The following is a 21930-nucleotide window of genomic DNA, read 5'->3' as shown; positions in this document are numbered from 1 at the left end:
CGCCCGCGCGGCGCCGCGGAGAGGAACAGACCCCATGCCCGAGATCCCCGCCTCCACCGCCCTGATCGTCGTGGACGTGCAGAAGGATTTCTGCCCCGGCGGCGCCCTCGCCGTGCCGGAGGGCCACGCCGTCGTCCCGGTGATCAACGCCCTCGCCCGCCGCTTCGCGACCGTGGTGCTGACCCAGGACTGGCATCCGGCCGACCACCGCTCCTTCGCCTCGCAGCACGCGGGCCGCGCGCCCTTCGAGACGGTGGAGATGCCCTACGGCCCGCAGGTCCTCTGGCCCGACCATTGCGTCATGGCGACGCCGGGCGCGGCCCTGCATCCGGACCTCGACATCCCCCACGCCGCGATGATCCAGCGCAAGGGGATGCACCGCGAGGTGGACAGCTACTCGGCCCTGCTCGAGGCCGACCGCCGGACGCGCACCGGCCTCGACGGCTGGCTCTCGGCGCGGGGTGTCCGCGCCGTCGTCGTCTGCGGCCTGGCGACGGATTTCTGCGTCGCCTGGACGGCGCTCGACGCGCGCCGCTTCGGCTTCGAGGCGAGCGTCGTCGAGGAGGCGAGCCGCGCCATAGACACGGGCGGCTCGCTCGCCCGCGCCTGGGCCGAGATGGCGGCGGCCGGGGTGCGGCGCATCGCGCGCGCCGAGGAGGTCTGAGCGCCGCTGGCCCCCATTGACCCGCGCCCCGCGGCCGGGCTTCCTGCGCGCCATGCCGATCCTCAGCGGTCACGCGCGCCTCGCCGGCATCCTGGGCTGGCCGGTGGCGCATTCGCGCTCGCCCCGGCTGCACGGCTTCTGGCTGGAGCGGCACGGGGTGGACGGCGCCTATGTGCCGCTCCCGGTCCGCCCGGAGCGCTTCGCCCAGGCGGTGCGCTCGCTCGCCGATCTCGGCTTCCGCGGCGCCAACGTCACCATCCCGCACAAGGAGGCCGCCTTCGCCGTCTGCGACGAGGTCGCGCCCTCCGCGCGCCGCGCCGGCGCGGTGAACACCCTCGTCTTCCGCGAGGACGGGACGATCGAGGGCAGCAACACCGACGGCTACGGCTTCCTCGAGAGCATCCGGGAGGAGGTCCCGGGATGGCGCGCCGATCGCGGCCCCGCGGTGCTGCTCGGCGCCGGCGGCTCGGCCCGCGCCGTCGCCGCCGCGCTGCTCGACGCTGGCTGCCCGCGCCTGACGCTGGTCAACCGCACCCGGGCGCGCGCCGAGGCGCTGGCGCGGGAACTCGGCGGGCCGATCGGCGTCGCGGAGCGCGCCCCGCTCGGCGACGCGGCGCTGCTCGTCAACACCACCTCGCTCGGCATGCAGGGCCAGCCGCCCCTGGAACTCGACCTGGCGCCGCTGCCCGCCGGGGCGGTGGTCGCCGACCTCGTCTATGTGCCGCTGGAGACGCCGCTGCTCGCCGCGGCGCGGGCGCGCGGGCTCGCCGCCGTCGGCGGCCTCGGCATGCTGCTGCACCAGGCGCGGCCCGGCTTCGCCCGCTGGTTCGGGGTGGAGCCGCAGGTGGACGCGGCGCTGCGCGACTTCGTCGCCGCCGGCATCCCGCCGCGATGAAGGTGCTCGGCCTGACCGGCGGGATCGGCATGGGCAAGTCCACCGCGGCGGCCGTGTTCCGCCGGCTCGGCGTGCCGGTGTTCGACGCCGACGCCACCGTGCACCGCCTGCAGGCGCGCGGCGGCCGCGCCGTCCGCCCGATCGGCGAGGCCTTCCCCGGCACGGTGCGCGACGGCCGCGTGGACCGCGAGGCGCTGCGCAAGGCGGTGCTCGGCGACCCCGCGGCGCTCAGGCGGCTGGAACGCATCGTCCACCCGCTGGTGCGCGAGGAGGAGCGCCGCTTCCTCGCCCGCGCGCGCCGGCGCGGCGCGCCGCTGGTGGTGCTCGACATCCCGCTGCTGTTCGAGACCGGCGGCGAGCGCCGGGTGGACCAGGTGGTCGTGGTCAGCGCCCCGCCCGCGGTGCAGCGCGCGCGCGTCCTCGCGCGCGGGGGCATGACCGAGGAGCGGCTCGCCGCCATCCTCGCGCGCCAGATGCCGGACGCGCTGAAGCGCCGCCGCGCCGACCACGTGATCCGCACCGGCCTGTCGCGGCACCACGCGCAGCGCGCGATCCGCCGCCTGGTGCGCAGGCTGAGGCAGGCATGACGATGCGGCAGGTCCTGCTCGACACCGAGACCACCGGCCTCGATCCCGCCGCGGGCGACCGCCTGCTCGAGGTCGCGGCGATCGAGCTCGTCAACCTCGTGCCGACCGGCCGGGTGCTGCACCACCTGCTCGACCCCGAGCGCGACGTGCCGGAGGAGGCGACGCGCGTGCACGGCTTCACCGCCGAGATGCTGCGCGGCAAGCCGAAATTCGCCGACATCCTGGACGAGCTGCTCGCCTTCCTCGCCGAGGATCCGATCGTGGCGCACAACGCGCCCTTCGACTTCGGCTTCCTCGACGCCGAACTCGGCCGCTGCGGCCGCCCGCCGCTCGACCGCGCGCGGATGGTGGACACGCTGGAGCTGGCGAAGCGCCGCTTCCCCGGCCTGCCCAACAGCCTCGACGCGCTGTGCCGGCGCTTCGGCATCGACCTCTCGCAGCGGACGACGCACAACGCGGTGCTGGACTGCCGGCTGCTCGCGCAGGTGTATCTGGAGCTGATGGGCGGGCGCCAGCCGGGCCTCGCCCTCGCCGCGGCGCGCGTCGGCGCGCCGGCTGCCGGTTCGACGGCCGCCGGGACGGCGGCGCCGGTGGCGCGGACGTCGCGCCCGATCGTGCCGAGCGAGGCGGAGCGGGCCGCGCACGCCCGGTTCGTCGCGACGAAGCTGAAGGACGCGCTGTGGCTCAGGCCGCCCTACGCGCCGCCGCCGGAGGGCGTGGCCGACTGACCGACGCCGGCCGGGCGCGCCCTCACCCCGCCCGCACCAGCCGCGCCAGCGCGGCGACGTGCTCCGGCGGGGTCTGCGGCACGATCCCGTGGCCGAGGTTGAACACGAAGGGCCGCCCCCGCATCGCCGCGAGGATCGCGCGCGCTTCCACCTCCAGCGCCGCACCGCCGGCGACCAGCGCCAGCGGATCGAGGTTGCCCTGCAACGCGATGCCCGGCGGCACCGCCTGCGCGGCCCAGCGCGGTTCCATCGCCGTGTCCATCCCGACGGCCCCGAGGCCGGCGACGCGCTGCGCGTATTCCGCCAGCATCGGCCCCGCGAGGCGCGGAAAGCCGATCAGCGGCACCTCCGGATGCCGGCGTCGCACCGCGCGCGCCACCGCCGCGGTCGGCTCGATCACCCAGCGGCGGAACTGGGCCGGCGGCAGCAGGCCTGCCCAGCTGTCGAACAGCATCAGCGCCTCCGCCCCGGCCTCGGCCTGGGCGATCAGGTAGTCCGCGGTCGCCTCCGCGAGCAGGCGGATCAGCCGGCCGAACCAGGCGGGATCGCGATAGGCCAGCTCGCGCGCCAGCGCGAAGTCCCGGCTGCCGCGTCCCTCCACCATGTAGCAGGCGACCGTGAAGGGGCCGCCGGCGAAGCCGATCAGCGCCGCCCTTGGCGCCTCCTGCGCCAGCATGGCGCGCGCCCGGCGCACCGTCTCGAGCACCGGCGCCGTCCGCGCCACCGCCCCCCGCGCGTCGAGCGCCGCCAGGCCCGCCGCGTCGCGCACCGCCGGCTCGAGGATCGGGCCCTCGCCCTCCGCGAAGCGCAGCGGCTGCCCCATCGCCCAGGGCAGGATCAGGATGTCGGAGAACAGGATCGCCGCGTCCATGCCGAAGCGGCGGACCGGCTGCAGCGTCACCTCCGCCGCAAGCGCGGGCGTCGTGCAGAGCGCGACGAAATCGCCGGCCTGCGCCCGGACGGCCCGGTATTCCGGCAGGTAGCGCCCGGCCTGACGCATCAGCCAGAAGGGCGGCGGCCACACGGCCTCGCCGGCCAGGGCGCGGAGCAGCGGCTTGTCCGCGCCGCCCGCGCGCGGCGCCTCGCGATCGGTCTCCATGCCTCTCCTTATCCATTGAAGAGGGATTCAAGAAGGCGGGAGTCCCTGTTGGCGCTGTGGATGACGGGGATGCAGGGCGCCCGTCGGCCGTCCACAGGACCGTCCACGCGAGGGTCGCCGCGCAAACCGTTCCGGGCGTTGCGCAATTCCCGCCCTCCCCGGCTTCCCGACGGACCCCCGCGGGGCGTCCGCGACGCCGCGAGGGCGCGGCTCGCCCCCGGCTTGCGCTTCGCAGCGCCGGGGGACGGCGCTATGTCCCCGCTGTCCACAGCGATCCACGCTCTTCCCGTGACGACGACCGGCCGTTCGATCAATCTCCACCTGGTCTCGGACTCCACCGGCGAGACGCTGAACTCGATCGCGCGCGCCACCATCACGCGGTTCGAGGACGCGCACGTGATCGTGCACCGCTGGAGCCTGATCCGCTCCCGGCTGCAGCTCGACCGCGTGCTGGAGGGCATCCAGCACGATCCCGGGCCGGTGCTGTTCACGCTGGTGGACCGCTCGCTGCGCCACGCGCTGGAGGAGACCTGCGCGCGGCTCGGACTGCCCTGCATGTCGGTGCTCGATCCGGTCATGGATCTCCTGCAGGGCGCGATCGGGCGGCGGGCGAAGGAGAAGCGCGCCGCGCAGCACGTGCTCGATGCCGACTACTTCCGCCGCATCGACGCGATGCACTTCGTCCTCTCGCACGACGACGGGCAGGGCCTCGCGGGCATCGCCGAGGCCGATGTGGTGCTGGTCGGCGTGTCGCGCAGCAGCAAGACGCCGACCTGCTTCTATCTCGCCAACCGCGGCATCAAGGCGGCGAACGTGCCGATCGTGCCGGGCGCCCCGCTGCCGCCGGAGCTAGAGAACCCGCCCTGCCCGGTGATCGGCCTCACCATCGAGACCAACGCGCTGATCGAGATCCGCCGGCATCGCCTGCGGCTGATCGGCGCCGGCGGCGTGCGCCAGGACACCAACGCCTACATCGACCCGGACGCGGTGAAGGCGGAGATCCTCGCCGCGCGGCGCCTCTGCACCCAGCGCGGCTGGCCGGTGATCGACGTGACGCGGCGCTCGATCGAGGAGACCGCGGCGACAGTGCTGCAGCTGATGGAGGCCTGGCATGCGCGCCGCGGCCGGGCGGCGGAGCCGGTGCTCGCCCATGCCCCGGCGGATCCGGCGGCGCCGGTGCTCGGCCGCGTCGGGAAGGCGGAGCCAGCGCCGTGAGGACCTCACCGGCCGTCGCCCTGCAGTCCGAGGCGCCGCGCCTGGTGCTCGCCTCCGCCTCGCCGGCGCGGCGGGCCGTGCTCGCCGCCGCGGGACTGCGCTTCGAGGTCGCGACCGCCGCGGTGGACGAGGACGCGATCAAGGCCTCCGCGCGGGCCGAGGGCATCCGGCCCTCCGACGCCGCGCTGCTGCTCGCCGAGGCCAAGGCGCGGCGGGTCGCCGCGCGCGACCCCGAGGCCCTGGTGATCGGCGCCGACCAGATCCTGGTTTGCGAGGGCCGCTGGTTCGACAAGCCCGCGGACCTCGAGGCAGCGCGCGCCCAGCTCCGCACGCTGCGCGGCCGGACGCATGAGCTGGTCACCGCCGTGGCGTGCTGGCGCCAGGGCGAGCGCGTCTGGCAGCACGTCGCGGTGCCGCGGCTCGTGATGCGGGACTTCTCGGAGGCGTTCCTCGATGCCTACCTGGCGTGCGAGGGCGAGGCAGTGACGGGCTCGGTCGGCGCCTACCGGCTGGAAGGGCTCGGCGTGCAGCTCTTCTCCCGGATCGCCGGCGAGCATGCGGCGATCCTCGGCCTGCCGCTGCTGCCGCTGCTCGAGTTCTTGCGCGGCCACGGCGTGCTGCTGCGCTGAGGCGGGCGCCCGCCCGGCGGGACGCCCGGCCCGCCCGCGCCCGGTCAGAGGAAGATCCGGTCGATCACGTGGATCACGCCGTTGCTTGCCCGCAGGTCCGGGCGGGAGATGGTCGCCGCCGGCCCGACCCCTTCCGCTCGGGTCGGCGACGGCGCCGGCCGGGCACCGGACGCGGCGGCGACGCGCACCACCTGCTGTCCGCCCGGCGCCACGCGCACCTGGCCGCCGTCGAGCGTGGTGACCAGCCCGTCGCGTGCGGCGATGTCGGCGCGCGAGAGACGCCCGCGCGCAATCAGCCCCCGCATCACCGCGGCGAGGCGCTGCGGGTCGGCGGCGACCGTCGTGCCGGTGCCGCCGCCGGCCTCGGGCGGCACGGAGGCCCAGGCCGCATCGGTCGGTGCGAAGACGGTGAAGGGACCGTCGCCGCGCAGCGTCTCGGCCATGCCCGAGCGCTCGAGGAGGACGACGAAGCGGCGAAGGTCCGGCGCGTCCTCGAGGATCGCCATGATCGGGTAGCGGCCGTCGGCGGTGACCGGCGGCCGCTGCGTGCAGGCGGAGGCGAACAGGGCGGCGAGCGGCGTGGCGCTGCCCGCGCGAAGGAGTAGGCGGCGAGAGATCACGGTGGCGGTTCTTCCTGGATCCGGGGACTCGGCCGGTTGCCTCGGAGGAGCGGTGCCGACGGAGGGCGGGCGCAGGGATTACCGCCGGGTCCGGGCCGCGTCCAGCGGGCGCGTGGGCATGCTCCGGGCCGGACGCAGGGGCGTTCCCGCCCGCGTCCGGTCCCTTCCGCAGCGCCGGCGGCGAACCGGTCAGGTCTGGACCATCGGGCAGCCGCCCTCGGCCATCGGGCGGAAGGCCTGCTCGGCCGGAATGGTGCGCAGGCGGCGGTAGTAGTCCCACGGCCCGCGGCTCTCGGACGGCGCCTTCACCTGGTAGAGGTAGGCCGGGTGGATCTTGCGGCCGTCCGGCCGCACCACGCCGCGGCCGAACAGCGGATCGTCCGTCGGCATCTCCTTCATCCGCCGGATCACCGCGGCGCCGTCCGCCTTGGCCTCGGCCACGCCCATGCTCGCCACCGCGCGCAGGTAGTGCAGCGTCGCCGAGTAGCCGCCGGCGTGGATGTGGGTCGGCATGATGCCGCGGTAGAGCGGCTGGAAGCGCCGGGCGAAGGCGCGGCTCCCCTCGTCCTGGTCCCAGTAGAAGGTGTCGCTCGCCACCAGCCCCTGCGCGGTGTTGAGGCCGAGGGAATGGATCTCCGGCAGCAGGATCAGGGGCGCGGCGATGCGCATCCCGCCGCGCACCAGGCCGAACTCGGCCGCCTGCTTCACGCAATTGGCGGTGTCCACGCCGCCGTTGGCGAGGCCGAGCACCTTCGCCCCGCTTGCCCGCGCCTGCACGAGGAAGGAGGAGAAGTCCGTCGTGCCCGGGAAGGGATGGCGCGCCGCGCCGAGCACGCGCCCGCCGCCCGCGCGCACGAAGTTGGCGGTGTCGCGCTCGAGCGCGTGGCCGAAGGCGTAGTCGGCGGTGATGAAGTACCAGGTGTCGCCGCCCTCGGCGACCAGCGCGGTCGCGGTCGCGTGGGACTGCGACCAGGTGTCGTACACCCAGTGCAGGTGGTTCGGCCCGCAGGCCCGCCCGGTGAGGTCGGAGGAGGCGGCGCCGGTGAAGATCGCGACCTTGTTCTTCTCCTTCGACAGGGCCGCGACGGCGAAGGCGATCGCCGAGTTCGGCACGTCGAGGATCATGTCCACGCCCTCGCGGTCGTACCAGGTCCGCGCCGCGTTGAGCCCGACCTCGGGGCGGTTCTGGAAGTCGGTGACGAGGACCTCGGCGCGGATGCCGGTCCGCTCGCGCATGAAGTCCTCGATGGCGAGCCGCGCGGCGACGGCCGAGCCCTCGCCGGTGTTGTCCGAGTAGGGGCCGGAGAGGTCGGTGAGCACGCCGATGCGGATCGCCGGGCTCTGCCCCCGGGCGCGCCGAGCCGGCAGGGCGCCGGCGAGGGGGAGGGCGGCGGCGGCGAGGGCGGCGCGCCGGGTGATCCCGCGGGCGGTGGCTGTCATGGACGTCTCCCTGATGCTTCGGCGCCGGGTCGTTCGGCGGGCTGCCCGGCTGGCGGGCAAGGCTAGACCCGGCCGCGCCCCGGGACCAAGGCTTTCCTCCGGGCGGGAGCGGGCGCGCCGGCGCCCCTGGCCGGCGGGGACGTCCGCGCTACATTCCGCCCACGCTCCGTGCCGCACCGGAACCCTTCGCCTTGCCCCAGATCACCTCCCCCGCCTTCAAGGAGAACGCCGCGCGCGCCCTCGCCGACGCCGCGCTGCAGAAGGCGCTCTCCGGCAGCCGCGGCGCCTTCCTCGCCCGCCGCCAGGCGGCGATCGCGGCGCTGCCGGAGTTCGAGCGCCTGCGCGAGATCGGCCGCGACATCAAGAACCACACCCTCGCCCATCTCGACTTCTACCTCGAGGCCTACGCGGCGAAGGTCGAGGCCGCCGGCGGCACGGTGCACTGGTGTCCGACGGCGGACGACGCGCGCGCCGCGGTGCTGGCGATCTGCCGCCGCGTCGGCGCGCGCACCGTCACCAAGGGCAAGTCCATGATCTCCGAGGAGCTCGGCCTGAACGAGCACCTCGAGGCGCACGGCATCACCCCCGTCGAGACCGACCTCGGCGAGTACATCCTCCAGCTCCGCCGCGAGCCGCCGAGCCACATCATCGCCCCCGCCTTCCACCTCAACCGCGAGGACTGGGAGGCGAGCTTCCGCGCCGCCCACACCGACCTGCCGCGCGAGCGCGTCTTCCGCGAGCGGCGCGACATCCTGGCCGAGGCGCGCAGCCGGCTGCGCGCGCGCTTCCTCGCCGCCGACGTCGGCATCACCGGCGCCAATTTCCTGATCGCCGAGACCGGCAGCAGCGTCATCGTCACCAACGAGGGCAACGGCGACCTCACCCAGACCCTGCCGCGCGTGCACGTCGTGCTCGCCTCGATCGAGAAGGTCGTGCCGACGCTGGAGGACTGCTGCGCGCTGCTGCGCCTGCTCGCGCGCAGCGCCACCGGGCAGGACTTCTCCGTCTACACCACCTTCTCCACCGGCGCGCGGCGGGCGGGCGACCTCGACGGGCCGGAGGAGTACCACGTGGTGCTGCTCGACAACGGCCGCTCCGGCATGATCGGCACCGGGTTCCAGGACATGCTGCGCTGCATCCGCTGCGCCGCCTGCATGAACCACTGCCCGGTCTACGGCGCGGTCGGCGGGCACGCCTACGGCTGGGTCTATCCGGGGCCGATGGGCGCGGTGCTGACGCCCTCCCTGGTCGGGGTGGACAAGGCCGGCCACCTGCCCAACGCCTCCACCTTCTGCGGACGCTGCGAGGCGGTCTGCCCGGTGAAGATCCCGCTCCCCGGCATGATGCGCCACTGGCGCGAGCGGGAGTTCGAGCGCCACCTGACCCCCGCCACGGTGCGCGGCAACCTCCGCCTCTGGGCCTGGTTCGCGCGGCGGCCGGGCGCCTATCGCGCCGCCACGCGCCTCGCCGTCGGCGCGCTGTCGCTGCTCGGCCGCGGCCGGGGCGCCTTCCGCTCCCTGCCGCTCGCCGGGGGCTGGACCAGGGGCCGCGACCTGCCGGTGCCGGAGCCGGGCGGCACCTTCATGGCGCGCTACGCCAGGGCGCAGCGGGAGCGGCGGGCCTGATGTCGAGGGACGCGATCCTCGGCGCCATCCGGCGCGGCCTGCGGCGCGGCCCGCTGCCCGCCGACCAGGCGGCGATGCTCGCCGGGCGGCTGGAGCGCCACCCGCGCCACCTCGTCCCCGCCCGCTCGCGCGTGCCGCGCGCCGAGCAGCTCGCCCTCTTCGTCCGCAACGTCGAGAAGGAATTCGGCACCGTCGAGCGCGTGCCCGACGCCGCCGCCGTCCCCGCCGCGATCGCCGACTATCTCGCCGCGCAGAACCTCCCCGCGCGGCTCGTCCGCGCCCCGCATCCCGAGCTCGACGCCCTCCCCTGGGCCGCACGCCCGATGCTGCAGGTCGAGGCGCGCGCCGCGCGGCCCGAGGACGCCGTCTCCGTCCAGCACGCCTTCGCCGCGGTCGCGGAGACCGGGACGCTGGTGCTGCCCTCGGCCCCGGAGCGCCCGACCACGCTCAACCTGCTGCCCGACACCGCGATCGTCGTGCTGCGCGCGCGCCGCGTCGTCGGCGCCTACGAGGAGGCGTGGGACCTGCTGCGCGCGGAGCACCGCGACGCGGCCTCCGGCGGCTTCATGCCGCGCAACGTCATGCTCGTCACCGGCCCCTCGCGCAGCGCCGACATCGAGCAGACGCTCGAACTCGGCGCCCACGGCCCGCGCCGCCTGCACGTCGTGCTGATCGAGGACGACGCGGCGGCCGCGCCGTCGGGGCATGCGGGCGCCGGCCCGGGGGCCGCCATGCATGGCCCGCCCGCCGGGCAGGATGCCGCGGCGGCGGCACCATCCCCACATGAGGGGTGAGTCGCCGCCCGATCCGCGCCACACCGACCCATGTTCGACGCCCTGCCCCCGCCCCGCCGCCGCGCCGCGCGCGGCCTGACGGACGAGGACCGCGCCCTCTGGCGCGCCTTCGTCGCGCGCGGCGTGGTGCCGCTCCGGGCGCGCGGCGCGCCGGAGGATCCGCCGGCGCCGCCCGCGGCGGACCCCGCCGGAGGCGGCATGGCGACGGCGCCCGCCGCGCCGTCCGGCGGCGCCGCCCGGCCCGCCCCGTCCGCGCCCCGGCCGCCGCCCGCGCTCCCGCTCAACGCGCCGCCTCCGGGGCTCGACGCGCGCCGCTGGCGCGACCTCCGGCGGGGAAACACCCGGCCGGAGCGCACCCTCGACCTGCACGGGCTGCGCGCGGCGGAGGCGCACGCGGCGGTGCGCGCCTTCCTGCACGCGGCGCAGGCCGAGGGGCTGCGCTGCGTCGCCATCGTCACCGGCCGCGGCGCCGGGCCGGAGGGCGGCGTGCTGCGCCGCGAGCTGCCGCACTGGCTCGAGGCGCCGGAGCTGCGCGGCCTGCTGCTCGGCGCGGCGCATCCGCACGCGGCGCGGGGCGGCGCGGTGCACCTGCTGCTGCGCCGCCGTCGCCCGGGGCGCGGCGCCGCGCCGGCCGGGGCGCGCCGGCGATGACGCCCTTCGGCGCCCGGCTGCGCGCGCTGCGCGCCCAGCGCGGCGTCACCCTGCGCGAGCTGGCCGCGGCGCTGCAGGTCTCGCCCGCCTATCTCTCGGCGCTGGAGCACGGACGCCGCGGCCGCCCCTCGCCCGGCCTCGTGCACCAGATCAACGAGTTCTTCGGCCTGATCTGGGACGACGCGGAGGAGCTGGCGCGCCTCGCCCGGCTGTCGCATCCGCGCGTCCGGCTCGACACGGCCGGCCTCAGCCCGGAGGCGACGGAGTTCGCCAACCGCCTCGCGCGCGAGATCCGGCGCCTGCGGCCGGAGACCATCGCCGCCCTCAACGCCACGCTCGACCGCGACGCGCCGGCGCCGGGGACGGAGACGGGCCGGACGAGCGGCTGAGCCGGCCCGCTCCGCCCGCGGCCGCCGGGCGGATCGCGGGCGGCGGGAAACGGCCGGGGGCGCGAGAACGGCGCTCCGTCTCAGGCCGGAGAGGCCGGCGCCCCTGCCGCCTCGCCGCGCGCGGCGCCGGGGGGTCGCTCGGGCGCGCTGCGCGCCGCCAGCTCCTCCGGCGTCGCCGCCACCCCGTGGCGCGCGAGCAGGGCGGAGAAGCCCGGCGCGGCGGTCAGCACGCAGAGCGGGATCGCGAGCACGAGCCCGGCCAGGAAGGGCAGGCCGAACAGCAGCGCCGACCAGGAGGTCGCCGCCAGGGCCGCCGTCAGCGCGAGGCCGAGCGCCGTCTCCGGCCAGAGCATCCGCGCCGCGTCGCCCCAGGCCACGCCGCGCTCGGCCCGGTTCTGCGGCGCCCAGCCGGCGCGCGTGCCCCCGGTGGCGAGCCGCAGCAGGAAGCGCGCCTGGTGCACCAGCCGCACCGGCTGGAACAGCAGGGCGAACAGCATTGCCGCCGCCGCCCCGAGCGCGAACCGCCCCCGCCCGCCGTAGCGCGCGGCGAGCGCCGGCTTCAGCAGCACCTCCGCGTGGCCCGTCAGCTCCGCCGCGTAGTAGGCGCCCCAGCTCGCGAGCAGGAAGGCGGCGAGCGCGCCGGGCGGCGTCCCCTCCCCGCCCCCGCTCGCCGCGTTCGCCACGGCGAGCACCAGGATCAGGCACCACAGCGGGGCGGCGGCGAAGAGCAGGATCGCCTGCGCGAGCTGCCAGCGCGCCATCGCGGTCAGCCCCGGCTGCCGGAGCAGCGCGAGATACTGCATGTTCCCCGCCGCCCAGCGCCGGTCGCGGGCGAGGAATTCCGGCATGGCGGGCGGGTTGGCCTCGAGGCTGCCCGTGTCGTCGGGCAGCACCCGCACCTTCCAGCCGGCGGCGTGCAGCCGCGTCGCCTCGACCTGGTCGTGCGAGAGGATCGGCCTGCCGTCGGGCAGGGTCTCCAGCCGGCAGTGGCGGCGGAACGGCTCGATGCGGAGGATGGCGTTGTGGCCCCAGTAGGGGCCCTCGTCGCCCTGCCACCAGGCCTGGCCGGTGGCCCAGCTCCGCATGCCCTGGCGCATGTTGAACTGGAACAGCCGCGGGAAGGCGGCGCGCGCCGGCCGCCCGGCGATCAGCGGCTGCACGATGGCGAGCGCGGGATCGGCCTCCATGCAGGCGACGAGGCGCAGGACCGCCGCGGCGCTCATCTCGCTGTCGGCGTCGAGCGGCAGGAGCAGGTCGTGGCCGGCGGCGTGGCGGTCGAGGAAGTCCATGAGGTTGCCGGCCTTGAAGCCGGCGTTGTCGGCGCGCCGGCGGTAGCGCACCGGGACCGGCCGGCCGGCGCGCGCCTCGGCGAAGCGGCGCACGGCCGCCTCCTCCGCCGCGGCGAGCGCGGGGTCCAGGGTGTCGGAGAGGATCCAGAGCGCGAAGCGGTGCCCCGCGCCCGCCGCCTCCAGCCCGTCGAGCAGCCGCGCCAGCGGCGGCAGCACCGCCGCCATGTCCTCGTTGCGCACGCAGACGGCGATCGCGGTCGAGAGGCGCGGCACGCCGCCCGGGGGCCGCGCCGCCCGCAGCGCCGGCAGCACGGCGCCGAGCGGGTCGCGGCTGCCCATCCGGATGGCGAAGCCGATCAGCGGATTGGCGGTGGACAGCGCCGACCACGGCGCGGCGCCGAGGTAGCAGAGCAGGATCGCGACCTCCGCCGCGCTCCACCCGCCCGGCGCCAGGGCGGCGACGGCGAGCGCGACCAGCCCCGCCAGCACGGCGAGGACCAGCAGCAGGAAGGCGGCGCGGCGGGCGCGGATGGCCTCGGCGGCGGGGATCACGCGGGCCGGTTATTGCAAGACCGTGGCGGAGATGCGGCAGCGCGGCGCGGGCCGGCAGATCGGGAACGACCGGGTCGGCGCCACGGCGCGCACCCTTCCGCTGTCGGCGCAGGGGCCGCGACCCACGGCGCCGCCGCCGTTCTTAACGCTTGCAGAACCAAGGGCCGCGGGCGATCCTTCGGCGCCTCACAGGCTGATCGACGGCGGGGTTGGTACGGCGACATGTCCGAGGACCCGAAGGAGGGCAGGGCCGGTCGGCGCCTGCTGGTGCTGCGGCTCGCCGGCCTCGGCGGGGTGGCCGCCGCATTGCCCGGCTGCGTGCCGGTGCCCGTGCCGGTGGCGCCGCCGCCGCGCGTGAGCGACGCCGATCCCTACGATGCGCCGGGGCAGGGCCGGGGCGGAATCGCCTATCGCCCGCCCGGCACCGGCTACACCGATGCCGATCCCCATGACGCGCCGGGGCGCGGGCGCGTCGGCCCGGTCTATCGCGCGCGCACCGGCTACACCGATGCCGATCCGAGCGACGGTGTCGGCTACGGCCGCGGCGGCTACCGAGGCACCGGGCTGACCGACGCCGACCCCCGCGACGCGCCCGGCCGCGGCCGCGGCGGCTGGCGGCGCACCGGCCTCTCGGATTCCGATCCCCGCGACGCCCCCGGCCACGGCCGGCGCGGCTACTGACCCGGCGACCGGCCGACAAGGAAAGGGAAGGGCGCGCACCATGAGCGACATCCAAGACCGCCGGCGCCTCGGCCGCAGGCTGCTGGTGCTGCGGCTCGCCGGGGCCGGCGGGGCCGCGGCGATCGCGGCGGGCGCTCCGGGCGCGGCCGAGGCGCAGGGCGGCGGGGTGAAGCGCATTCCGGCGCAGACCGGCTATTCGGACAGCGACCCGCGCGACGCGCCCGGCTACGGGCGGCCGCGCACCGGGTATTCGGATTCCGATCCTCGCGACGCGCCGGGCCACGGGCGCCCCCATACCGGCTGGTCCGACTCCGACCCGCGCGACGCCCCCGGGCGCGGGCGTCCGCAGACCGGCTACTCGGACAGCGACCCGCGCGACGCGCCGGGGCGCGGGCGTCCGTACACCGGCTATTCCGATTCCGACCCGCGCGATGCCCCGGGGCGCGGCGTGCCCTATACGGGCCGCAGCGACAGCGACCCGCGCGACGCGCCGGGCCGCGGCCGGGGACCCTATCGCTGAGCCAGCCGACGCCGCCACCCTTCGCCACCCTCGCCGAACAGGCCTGGGCCCTCGCCTTCGCCCCGCTCTCCCTCGAGGAGGGCTTCGCGCTGCGCGAGGCCGCCGCATGGCGCCACCTGCCCGGCCCCGACCCGGCGCGCTTCCGTCCGCTGCTCTCGGTCGCCGACCTCGACGCCTTCCTGCGCACCGACGCGGCGCGCAGCCCCCGCGTCTCCATGGCCGAGAGCGCGCGCCAGGGCAGCGCCGCCGTGCCGGAGCACGAATACGCCGACGAGGACGGGCGGGTGGACCTGCCGCGCCTGCTCGCCCGCTTCGACGCCGGCGCGACGCTGGTGGTCTCGCAGTTCCACGAGCTGCACGCGCCGCTCGCGCGCTTCTGCCGCGGGCTGGAGCGGGTGTTCCTGCATCCGGTGCAGGCCAACATCTACCTCACCCCGCCGGGCAGCCAGGGTTTCCGCATCCACTACGACACCCACGACGTGGTCGTGCTGCAGGTGGAGGGCGCGAAGCGCTGGCGCGTCTGGCCGGGCCAGCCGGTGCCGCACCCGACGCGGCGCATCCCCTGGGCCGGCAGCGGCTCGGTGCGGCCGGAGGGCGAGCCGGCGACGCTGACGCTCGCGCCCGGCGACGCGCTCTACCTGCCGCGCGGCGTGATGCACGACGCGGAGGTGGAGCAGGGCGCGGCCACGGCCTCGCTGCACATCACGGTCGGCCTGTTCGAGCCGGCCTGGGCCGAGGCGCTGCGCGACCTGCTCGGCCTGCTGGAGGCGGAGACGGCGGCGGGGACCGCCCTGCGCCAGGGCTTCCCGAGCTGGCGCCTGGCCGAGCCGGAGGCGGCGGCGGCACTCGCCGCCGGCGCGGCGGAGCGCCTCCGCGCCCTGGCGACGCCGGCGGCGATGGAGCGCCTGGCGCTGCGCCTCCTCGACCGGCTGGCGACGGACCGCCTGCCGCTGCCGGCGCGCGGCCTGCTGACCCCGCCGCCGGGTCCGGAGGACCGGCTGCGCCTCGCCGACACCATGCACCACCACCTGGTGCCGCGCGAGGACGGCGGCGCGGTGCTGCGCTGGAGCGGCGGGGCGGAGACGCTGGACGCCACCCGGCTCGCGTGGCTGCAGCGGCTGGAGGACGGCGCCACGCCGGCGGAGCTCGGCGGCGAGGACGCGCTGGCCTTCTGCCGGCGGCTGGCCGGCTGGGGGCTGCTGGAGAGGGCGGCATAGGCGGCGGAGCGGCCGAGGCTTCCCGTCCTCCGCCGCGACGGCCAGACTGCGGCGGACCACGCAGGCCAGCCGAGGCGCCCGATGACCGTCCCCCTCGACGCCCTCCTCTCCCACATCGACGCCAACCTCGACGCCTCCCGCGCGCGGCTGTTCGAGTGGCTGCGCATCCCCTCGGTCAGCGCCCAGCCGCAGCACGCGCAGGACTGCCGCCGCGCCGCGGAGTGGCTGCGCGACCAGCTCGCCGGCCTCGGCTTCCGCGCCGAGATCCGCCCGACCGCGGGCCATCCCTGCGTCGTCGCCCACCACGACGGGCCCGGCAGGGCGGACGCCCCGCACCTCCTCTACTACGGCCACTACGACGTGCAGCCGCCGGAGCCGCTCGACCTCTGGGCCTCGCCGCCCTTCGAGCCGGTCCTGGTCGAGGGCCCGCACGGCCCGCGCATCCGCGCCCGCGGCGCGGTGGACGACAAGGGCCAGGTGATGACCTGGCTCGAGGCGCTGCGCGCCCATCACGCGCTCGCCGGCACCCTTCCCGTGCGCGCCACCGTCCTCGTCGAGGGCGAGGAGGAGATCGGCAGCCCGAGCCTCGACGCCTTCCTCGAGCGGCAGCGCGCGGAGCTGCGCGCCGATGTCGCGGTGATCAGCGACACCGGCATGTGGGACATCGCCACCCCCGCCGTCACCACGCGGCTGCGCGGCCTTGTCTACGTCCAGATCGACCTGCGTGCCGCCTCGCGCGACCTGCATTCCGGCCTCTACGGCGGCAGCGCGCTCAACCCGATCAACCTGCTGACCCGCATCCTGGGCGAGCTGAAGGACGCCGAGGGCCGCATCCGTCTCCCCGGCTTCTACGAGGGCGTGGCGGAACTCGCGCCCGAACAGCGGCGCGAATGGGAGGCGCTCGGCTTCGACGAGGCGGCCTTCCTCGGCGAGGTCGGGCTTTCCGTGCCCGCGGGCGAGCGCGGCCGGGCCGCGCTCGAACGGCTCTGGGCGCGGCCGACCGCCGACATCAACGGGATCTGGGGCGGCTACACGGGCCCGGGCAGCAAGACCGTGATCCCGGCCGAGGCGCATGCGAAGCTCTCCTTCCGCCTCGTCCCCGGCCAGGACCCGCAGCGCGTCATCGCCGGGCTGCGCGCCTTCCTCGACGCGCGCCTGCCCGCGGACGCGAAGGCGGAGATCCAGGTCTTCGGCGCCAGCCCCGCGATCGAGGTGCCGGCCGAGTCCCGCTGGGTGCGCGCCGCCCGCGCCGCGCTCGCCGAGGAATACGGCCGCCCCGCGGTGCTGATGGGCAGCGGCGGCTCGATCCCGGTGGTGGAGAGCATGCGGCGCATCCTCGGGCTCGAATCCCTGCTGATGGGCTTCGGCCTGAACGACGACCAGGTGCACAGCCCGAACGAGAAGTTCGAGCTGCGCTGCCTGCGCCACGGCATCCGCAGCCACGCGCGGCTGCTCGCCGCGCTCGGCGCGGGGTAGAGCGGATCGCGGGCGGCCGCGGCAGGCCGGCGGCGCGGAGCGCCAGCGCGAACGGCGCGCGAGGGCGGTGCGGCGGGCGCGGCCGGGCGCCGCCTCAGCGCTCCGGCAGGAAGCCCACGATCTCCTGCGTGCGCGCCACGATCGGGTCGGCGATCGCCCGCGCGCGCTCGGCGCCGGCGTGCAGCGCGGCGTCGATCGCGTGCGGGTCGGCGAGCAGGCGCCGGATCTCGGCCGCGATCGGCGAGAGGTGGGCGACCAGCGCCTCCGCCAGCACCTCCTTGAACTGGGCGAAGCCCTTGCCGCCGTGCTCGCGCAGCACGTTCTCGGGCAGCGTGTCGGTGATGGCGGCGAGGATGCCGACCAGGTTGCGCGCCTCCGGCCGCCCCTCCAGGCCGGAGACGTGCTCGGGCAGCGGCAGCGGATCGGTCTTGGCGCGGCGGATCTTGAGCGCGATCGTGTCCGGATCGTCGGTGAGGTTGATGCGCGACTGGTCCGAGGGATCGGACTTCGACATCTTCTTCGTGCCGTCGCGCAGGGACATCACCCGCGCGGCGACGCCCCGGATCAGCGGCTCGATCGCGGGGAAGAACGTCACGCCGTAGTCGTGGTTGAACTTCTGCGCGATGTCGTTGGCGAGCTCGAGGTGCTGCTTCTGGTCCTCGCCGACCGGCACGCGCGTCGCGTGGTAGGCGAGGATGTCGGCCGCCATCAGGTTCGGATAGACGTAGAGCCCGGCGGAGGCGTTCTCGCGGTCCTTGCCCGCCTTGTCCTTGAACTGCGTCATGCGGTTCAGCCAGCCGAGCCGCGCGACGCAGTTGAAGATCCAGGCGAGCTGCGCGTGCGCCCGCACGTGGCTCTGCACGAACAGGATGCACTTGCGCGGGTCGAGCCCGCAGGCGAGCAGCGCCGCCGCCATCTCCCGCGTCTGCTGCGTGAGCTGCTTCGGGTCCTGCCAGACCGTGATCGCGTGCAGGTCCACGACGCAGAAGATGCAGTCGTGGTCGTCCTGCATCGGCACCCAGTTGCGGATGGCGCCGAGGTAGTTGCCGAGGGTCGGCACGCCGGAGGGCTGGATGCCGGAGAAGACGCGCTGCATGGCAAGCGGGACCGTGCGCTGGGGGAGTCGCCGGCGGTTTCCCGCGCGCCGGCGGGGGCGTCAAGCGGGACGGGGCCGCGGGCGGCCGGGCCGGCCCCGTCGGGACCTCAGGGCCGGGGCCGGGCCCCGAACACCGCGGTGCCGATCCGCACATGCGTCGCCCCGCAGGCGATCGCGACCTCGAAGTCGGCGCTCATGCCCATGCTGAGCACGCCGAGCCCGTGCTTCGCGGCGAGCCCGGCGAGGTACTCGAAATGCGGCCGCGGGTCCTCCCCCGCCGGCGGGATGCACATCAGGCCGGCGATCGCGAGCCCGTATTCGTCGCGGCAGGCGCGCAGGAAGGCCTCGGCCTCGGCGCGGGGCACGCCCGCCTTCTGCGGCTCGTCGCCGGTGTTGACCTCGACGAGCAGGGTCGGGCGGCGGCCTTCCCTGCGCATCGCCTCGGCCAGCGCGGCGGCGAGGCGCGGGCGGTCGAGGCTCTCGATCACGTCGGCGAGGCGCACCGCCTCGCGCGCCTTGTTGGTCTGCAGCGCGCCGATCAGGTGCAGGCGCAGCGCGGGATGCGCGGCGCGCAGCGGCGGGAACTTGGCCGCCGCCTCCTGCACGCGGTTCTCGCCGAACACGGTCTGCCCGGCGGCGAGGGCGGCCCGCACCGCCTCGGCCGGCTGGGTCTTGGAGACGGCGACGAGGGTGACGCTGCCCGCCGGCCGGTTGGCGCGGGCGACGGCCTCGGCGATCCTCTCGCGCACCCGGGCGAGGTTGGCGGCGATGGTCGCGGCGGAGGCGGAGGCGGCGGGGAGCTGGTCCATGCGATGCGGACGCTAGAGGCGGCGGCGCGGCGGCTCAACCCGCCCCCCCGCCTGCCCGCGCTCTGGCTGGTGAGCGACCCGGTGCGGCTGCCCGATCCCGTGCCGGCGGCGGCGCGGCTGCCCCGGCGCGGCGCGGCGGGGGTGCTGGCGCGCGGGCTCGCGCCCCCGGTGCTGGCGCGGCTGGCGCGGCTGGCGCGCGGGCGCGGCCTGGTGCTGCTGGTCGCCGGCGACGGCCGCGCGGCGCTGCGCCTGCGCGCCGGGCTGCACCTGCCGGAGCGGCGCGCCAGCACCGGGCTGCTGCCGTTCCTGCGGGCGCGGCGGGCCGGGGCGCCCTGGGCCCGCCTCAGCCTCGCCGCGCATGGCGGGGCGGCGGGGGCGGCGCGGGTGCGGCGGCTCGGGGCCGACCTCGCCTTCCTCTCCCCGGCCTTTCCGACGGCGAGCCATCCCGGCCAGCCGGCGCTCGGCCCGCTGCGCTGGGCGGCGCTGGCGCGGCGCCTGCCCCGCGGCGGGCGGGCGGCGGCGCTGGGCGGGGTGGGGCCGGCGACGGTGCGGCGGCTGCCCCGCGCGCGGCTGCTGGGGCTGGCGGCGATCGGGGCCCTCACCGATTCGTGTGGCGGCCGCGACACACTGTCTCGGGGATGTCGCGATGACGGTCCGACCCCTGTTGCTCCGGTTCGTTCCGCTGACCCATAGTCTGGCCAGGCCTGCCGAGCCCCGCCCGGGGAGCGGCATTCCTGTCCGGGGGGGCAGGAGGGGGGCCGAACGGAACAGGCCGGGGGCTCCCGGCACGTGAGGAGGACTGGAATGCGCAAAATCCTGCTGGGCACCACGGCGGTGGTCGGCGCGGCGCTGCTGGGGCCGTCGGTGGCCGAGGCGCAGCAGGCCCCGACCGTCCGGATCGGCGGCTTCTTCCGCGCCTATTACGGCTACACGCAGCAAGGCGGCCAGGAGTCGATCGCGAACAACACGACGCCGACCAACGTCGCCGCGGGCAACGCCGACCAGTCGGTGCCGGCGGCCAACAACCGGGCGCGCCTCGGCAAGCACGACTTCTCGACGAACGGCGAAGTGCACGTCTTCGTCGACGGCAAGGCCGCCAACGGGATGACCTACGGCGCGGTCATCGAGATCAACTTCGACGGCCAGGAGGGCCGCTCGATCGACCAGACCCGCGGCTCTACGCCGAAGACCTCGGCGGCGCTGGACGAGGCCTACGTCTTCATCGGGCACCCGACCTTCGGCCAGATCCGCTTCGGCGACGAGGACGGGGCGATCGGCCTGATGAGCACGGGCTGGATCACCGGCTTCGGCACCGGCGGCATCTTCGGCGAGTGGGAGGACTTCGTCACCCGCCAGATGGGCGCGCGCACCCAGACGACGCCGGGCGGCATCGGCGACAGCACGAAGATCATCTACCTCTCGCCGCAGTTCTTCGGCTTCGACTTCGGCGTGAGCTACGCGCCGAACTACAACGAGGGCGCCGACCACGGCTGCGTCAACAACGTCGCCTCGGTGTGGTGCGACCGCAGCTACGCGGCGACCGGCGCGAGCAACTTCGGCATCCCCGGCGCCGGCCCGAACATCGCCGCCCGCCGCAACGAGATCCAGCTGATGGGCCGCTGGCGCGGCAGCTTCGGCGGCGTCGGCCTCGCCGTGACCGGCGGCTACCTGACCTCGACGGCGCAGCGCGAGCTGACCGCGGCCAACATCGTCTCGACCAACCCGAACGCGCCCGGCGTCATCCTCTCCGGCACGCAGCACCGGGTGTTCAACAACCTGAACGTCTGGACCATCGGCGCCCAGGCGACCGCCTACGGCCTCACGGTCGGCGGCAACTGGACCTACGGCGACGCCAACTTCTTCTGGGGCAACACCTTCCGCGGCGACCGGCCGATGAACCAGTACACCTTCGGCCTCAGCTACACCAACGGCCCCTTCACCATCGGCGCCAACTACGTCTTCGGCACCTTCGAGGGCGGCAGCCGCAGCTCCTACAACCCGGCGGCGGCCGGCGTGGGCAGCGACACCGGCCTTGTCAGGGTCACCTGCGCCCCCGGCGCCTCCTGCACCGCGGCCTCGATGCGCCGCTGGGGCTGGGGCATCGGCGGCAACTACCGCCTGGCGCCGGGCCTCGACCTGGTCGCCCAGTACAGCCAGTTCCGCGTGCAGGAAACCAACCGCGACCTCGACCCGGTGCGCCCGGGCATCCAGGACCGCGCGGTCGCCGACGTGTTCCTCACCGGCGTCCGTCTGGCCTTCTGAGCGGGCACGCCATCGGATCCGCAACTCCGGGGCGGCGGGGCAACCCGCCGCCCCTTCCTTTTTGGCCCTTGCATGTCGGCCCGCCTCGCCTATCGTGCCGCCGCCATGTCGTCGCGCACCAGCCGCATCGCCCTCGCCCTCCCCCTCGCCGCGCTGACCTTCGCCGCGGCCTGCGGGGAAACCCGTGCTGTCCGCAACGACGAGTACGTCGACGACAGCCGGCGCGCCCAGGTCCGGGGCCGCCTCAGCGGCAGCTCCGACGGGCTGCTGGTGTTCGGCGTAGATCGCTCGCGCCCGCCCGGCAATGCCGGAGACCCGGGGGGCGCAGGCGGCGGCCTCGGGGTCAACGCCTATCTCTGGCGCGCCACGCTCGACACGCTCTCCTTCATGCCGCTCGCCTCGGCCGATCCCTTCGGCGGCGTCGTCATCACCGACTGGTACACCCCGCCCTCCGAGCCGTCCGAGCGCTTCCGGGCCACCGCCTACCTCCTCGGCCGCCAGCTCCGCTCGGACGGCGTGCGCGTGTCGGTGCACCGCCAGGTGCGCGACCGCAATGGCGCCTGGGTGGACCAGCCGGTCTCCCCCGGCACCGCCGCCGCGCTGGAGGACAACATCCTCGCCCGCGCGCGCGAGCTGCGCAGCCAGGCCATCGCGGCGCGTTAGAGCCGATTGCGGACGACCGGAAACGGCCG

Annotated in this window: 23 protein-coding genes; 17 read left to right on the top strand and 6 right to left on the bottom strand. The window is 76.1% G+C overall.

Annotation, left to right across the window (positions count from 1 at the left end; genetic code table 11):
• The first annotated feature begins 34 nt into the window (after positions 1–34).
• Genes pncA through dnaQ form a run of 4 tightly spaced genes read left to right on the top strand, consistent with a single transcriptional unit; the run spans position 35 to position 2874 of the window.
• Positions 35–664, top strand: coding sequence for a bifunctional nicotinamidase/pyrazinamidase (gene pncA, locus IEX99_RS09865; protein ID WP_188899872.1), 630 nt, complete (start codon positions 35–37; stop codon positions 662–664).
• Between the two features lie 52 nt (positions 665–716).
• Positions 717–1559, top strand: coding sequence for a shikimate dehydrogenase (locus IEX99_RS09860; RefSeq protein WP_456304526.1), 843 nt, complete (start codon positions 717–719; stop codon positions 1557–1559).
• The gene (gene coaE, locus IEX99_RS09855; RefSeq protein ID WP_188899871.1) at positions 1556–2146 is read left to right on the top strand and encodes a dephospho-CoA kinase; all 591 of its coding nucleotides are present in this window, start codon (positions 1556–1558) and stop codon (positions 2144–2146) included. The genes IEX99_RS09860 and coaE overlap by 4 nt, the downstream gene beginning before the upstream one ends.
• Entirely contained in the window at positions 2143–2874 is a 732-nt protein-coding gene (dnaQ, locus tag IEX99_RS09850) for a DNA polymerase III subunit epsilon (protein ID WP_229677915.1), read from the top strand. The genes coaE and dnaQ overlap by 4 nt, the downstream gene beginning before the upstream one ends.
• A gap of 22 nt (positions 2875–2896) precedes the next feature.
• Here dnaQ and hemE read toward each other — a convergent pair whose 3' ends face one another.
• A complete protein-coding gene (hemE, locus tag IEX99_RS09845) occupies positions 2897–3973 on the bottom strand; it encodes a uroporphyrinogen decarboxylase (RefSeq protein WP_188899870.1) in 1077 nt (358 codons plus the stop codon).
• Positions 3974–4261: 288 nt separating this feature from the next.
• On the opposite strand from hemE, the gene IEX99_RS09840 reads away from it, so the two are divergent.
• A complete protein-coding gene (locus IEX99_RS09840; protein WP_456304525.1) occupies positions 4262–5188 on the top strand; it encodes a pyruvate, water dikinase regulatory protein in 927 nt (308 codons plus the stop codon).
• On the top strand, positions 5185–5817 hold the full coding sequence (locus IEX99_RS09835) for a Maf family protein (protein WP_229677914.1): 633 nt from the start codon (positions 5185–5187) through the stop codon (positions 5815–5817). Before IEX99_RS09840 ends, IEX99_RS09835 begins: the two co-directional genes overlap by 4 nt.
• A 44-nt stretch (positions 5818–5861) precedes the next feature.
• Here IEX99_RS09835 and IEX99_RS09830 read toward each other — a convergent pair whose 3' ends face one another.
• On the bottom strand, positions 5862–6437 hold the full coding sequence (locus IEX99_RS09830) for a fasciclin domain-containing protein (protein WP_188899868.1): 576 nt from the start codon (positions 6435–6437) through the stop codon (positions 5862–5864).
• Positions 6438–6626: 189 nt separating this feature from the next.
• Positions 6627–7877, bottom strand: a complete 1251-nt coding sequence (locus IEX99_RS09825) for an ABC transporter substrate-binding protein (RefSeq protein WP_188899867.1) — start codon at positions 7875–7877, stop codon at positions 6627–6629.
• A 191-nt stretch (positions 7878–8068) separates the two neighbouring features.
• On the opposite strand from IEX99_RS09825, the gene IEX99_RS09820 reads away from it, so the two are divergent.
• From IEX99_RS09820 to IEX99_RS09805, 4 genes are read left to right on the top strand one after another with little or no spacing between them, the layout of a single operon-like run.
• A complete protein-coding gene (locus IEX99_RS09820) occupies positions 8069–9502 on the top strand; it encodes a lactate utilization protein B (RefSeq protein WP_188899866.1) in 1434 nt (477 codons plus the stop codon).
• Entirely contained in the window at positions 9502–10296 is a 795-nt protein-coding gene (locus IEX99_RS09815; RefSeq protein WP_188899865.1) for a LutC/YkgG family protein, read from the top strand. Before IEX99_RS09820 ends, IEX99_RS09815 begins: the two co-directional genes overlap by 1 nt.
• 30 nt (positions 10297–10326) lie before the next feature.
• A complete protein-coding gene (locus IEX99_RS09810) occupies positions 10327–10947 on the top strand; it encodes a Smr/MutS family protein (RefSeq protein ID WP_188899864.1) in 621 nt (206 codons plus the stop codon).
• Entirely contained in the window at positions 10944–11336 is a 393-nt protein-coding gene (locus IEX99_RS09805; protein WP_188899863.1) for a helix-turn-helix domain-containing protein, read from the top strand. The genes IEX99_RS09810 and IEX99_RS09805 overlap by 4 nt, the downstream gene beginning before the upstream one ends.
• An 80-nt stretch (positions 11337–11416) precedes the next feature.
• On the opposite strand, the gene mdoH is transcribed toward IEX99_RS09805, so the two are convergent.
• Positions 11417–13177, bottom strand: a complete 1761-nt coding sequence (gene mdoH, locus IEX99_RS09800; RefSeq protein WP_188899862.1) for a glucans biosynthesis glucosyltransferase MdoH — start codon at positions 13175–13177, stop codon at positions 11417–11419.
• Positions 13178–13399: 222 nt separating this feature from the next.
• On the opposite strand from mdoH, the gene IEX99_RS09795 reads away from it, so the two are divergent.
• From IEX99_RS09795 to IEX99_RS09785, 4 genes are all read left to right on the top strand, one after another.
• A complete protein-coding gene (locus tag IEX99_RS09795; protein ID WP_188899861.1) occupies positions 13400–13858 on the top strand; it encodes a hypothetical protein in 459 nt (152 codons plus the stop codon).
• A 40-nt stretch (positions 13859–13898) separates the two neighbouring features.
• The gene (locus IEX99_RS22460) at positions 13899–14378 is read left to right on the top strand and encodes a hypothetical protein (protein WP_229677913.1); all 480 of its coding nucleotides are present in this window, start codon (positions 13899–13901) and stop codon (positions 14376–14378) included.
• 215 nt (positions 14379–14593) lie between these two features.
• A complete protein-coding gene (locus IEX99_RS09790) occupies positions 14594–15595 on the top strand; it encodes a cupin domain-containing protein (protein WP_308421483.1) in 1002 nt (333 codons plus the stop codon).
• Between the two features lie 81 nt (positions 15596–15676).
• Complete coding sequence (locus IEX99_RS09785; RefSeq protein ID WP_188899860.1) at positions 15677–17071, top strand: dipeptidase; 1395 nt, start codon at positions 15677–15679, stop codon at positions 17069–17071.
• A gap of 94 nt (positions 17072–17165) precedes the next feature.
• Here IEX99_RS09785 and trpS read toward each other — a convergent pair whose 3' ends face one another.
• Together trpS and IEX99_RS09775 are read right to left on the bottom strand one after the other, a co-directional pair.
• Positions 17166–18167, bottom strand: a complete 1002-nt coding sequence (trpS, locus tag IEX99_RS09780; RefSeq protein ID WP_188899859.1) for a tryptophan--tRNA ligase — start codon at positions 18165–18167, stop codon at positions 17166–17168.
• Between the two features lie 107 nt (positions 18168–18274).
• Positions 18275–18976: a YggS family pyridoxal phosphate-dependent enzyme gene (locus tag IEX99_RS09775; protein WP_188899858.1), complete on the bottom strand. Its 702-nt coding sequence runs from the start codon at positions 18974–18976 to the stop codon at positions 18275–18277.
• 3 nt (positions 18977–18979) lie between these two features.
• Between IEX99_RS09775 and IEX99_RS09770 the strand changes: the two genes are divergently transcribed.
• The 3 genes from IEX99_RS09770 (at position 18980) to IEX99_RS09760 (ending at position 21901) form a co-directional block, all read left to right on the top strand.
• Positions 18980–19669, top strand: coding sequence for a thiamine phosphate synthase (locus IEX99_RS09770; protein WP_188899857.1), 690 nt, complete (start codon positions 18980–18982; stop codon positions 19667–19669).
• Between the two features lie 111 nt (positions 19670–19780).
• The gene (locus IEX99_RS09765; protein WP_188899856.1) at positions 19781–21238 is read left to right on the top strand and encodes a porin; all 1458 of its coding nucleotides are present in this window, start codon (positions 19781–19783) and stop codon (positions 21236–21238) included.
• 105 nt (positions 21239–21343) lie between these two features.
• The gene (locus IEX99_RS09760) at positions 21344–21901 is read left to right on the top strand and encodes a DUF3576 domain-containing protein (RefSeq protein ID WP_229677912.1); all 558 of its coding nucleotides are present in this window, start codon (positions 21344–21346) and stop codon (positions 21899–21901) included.
• Positions 21902–21930: the final 29 nt, after the last annotated feature.

It is taken from the genome of Caldovatus sediminis (genome assembly GCF_014644455.1).
Taxonomy (GTDB): domain Bacteria; phylum Pseudomonadota; class Alphaproteobacteria; order Acetobacterales; family Acetobacteraceae; genus Caldovatus; species Caldovatus sediminis.
Note: the sequence above shows the minus strand (reverse complement) of the source record. Positions and strands in the feature narration are given on the sequence as shown.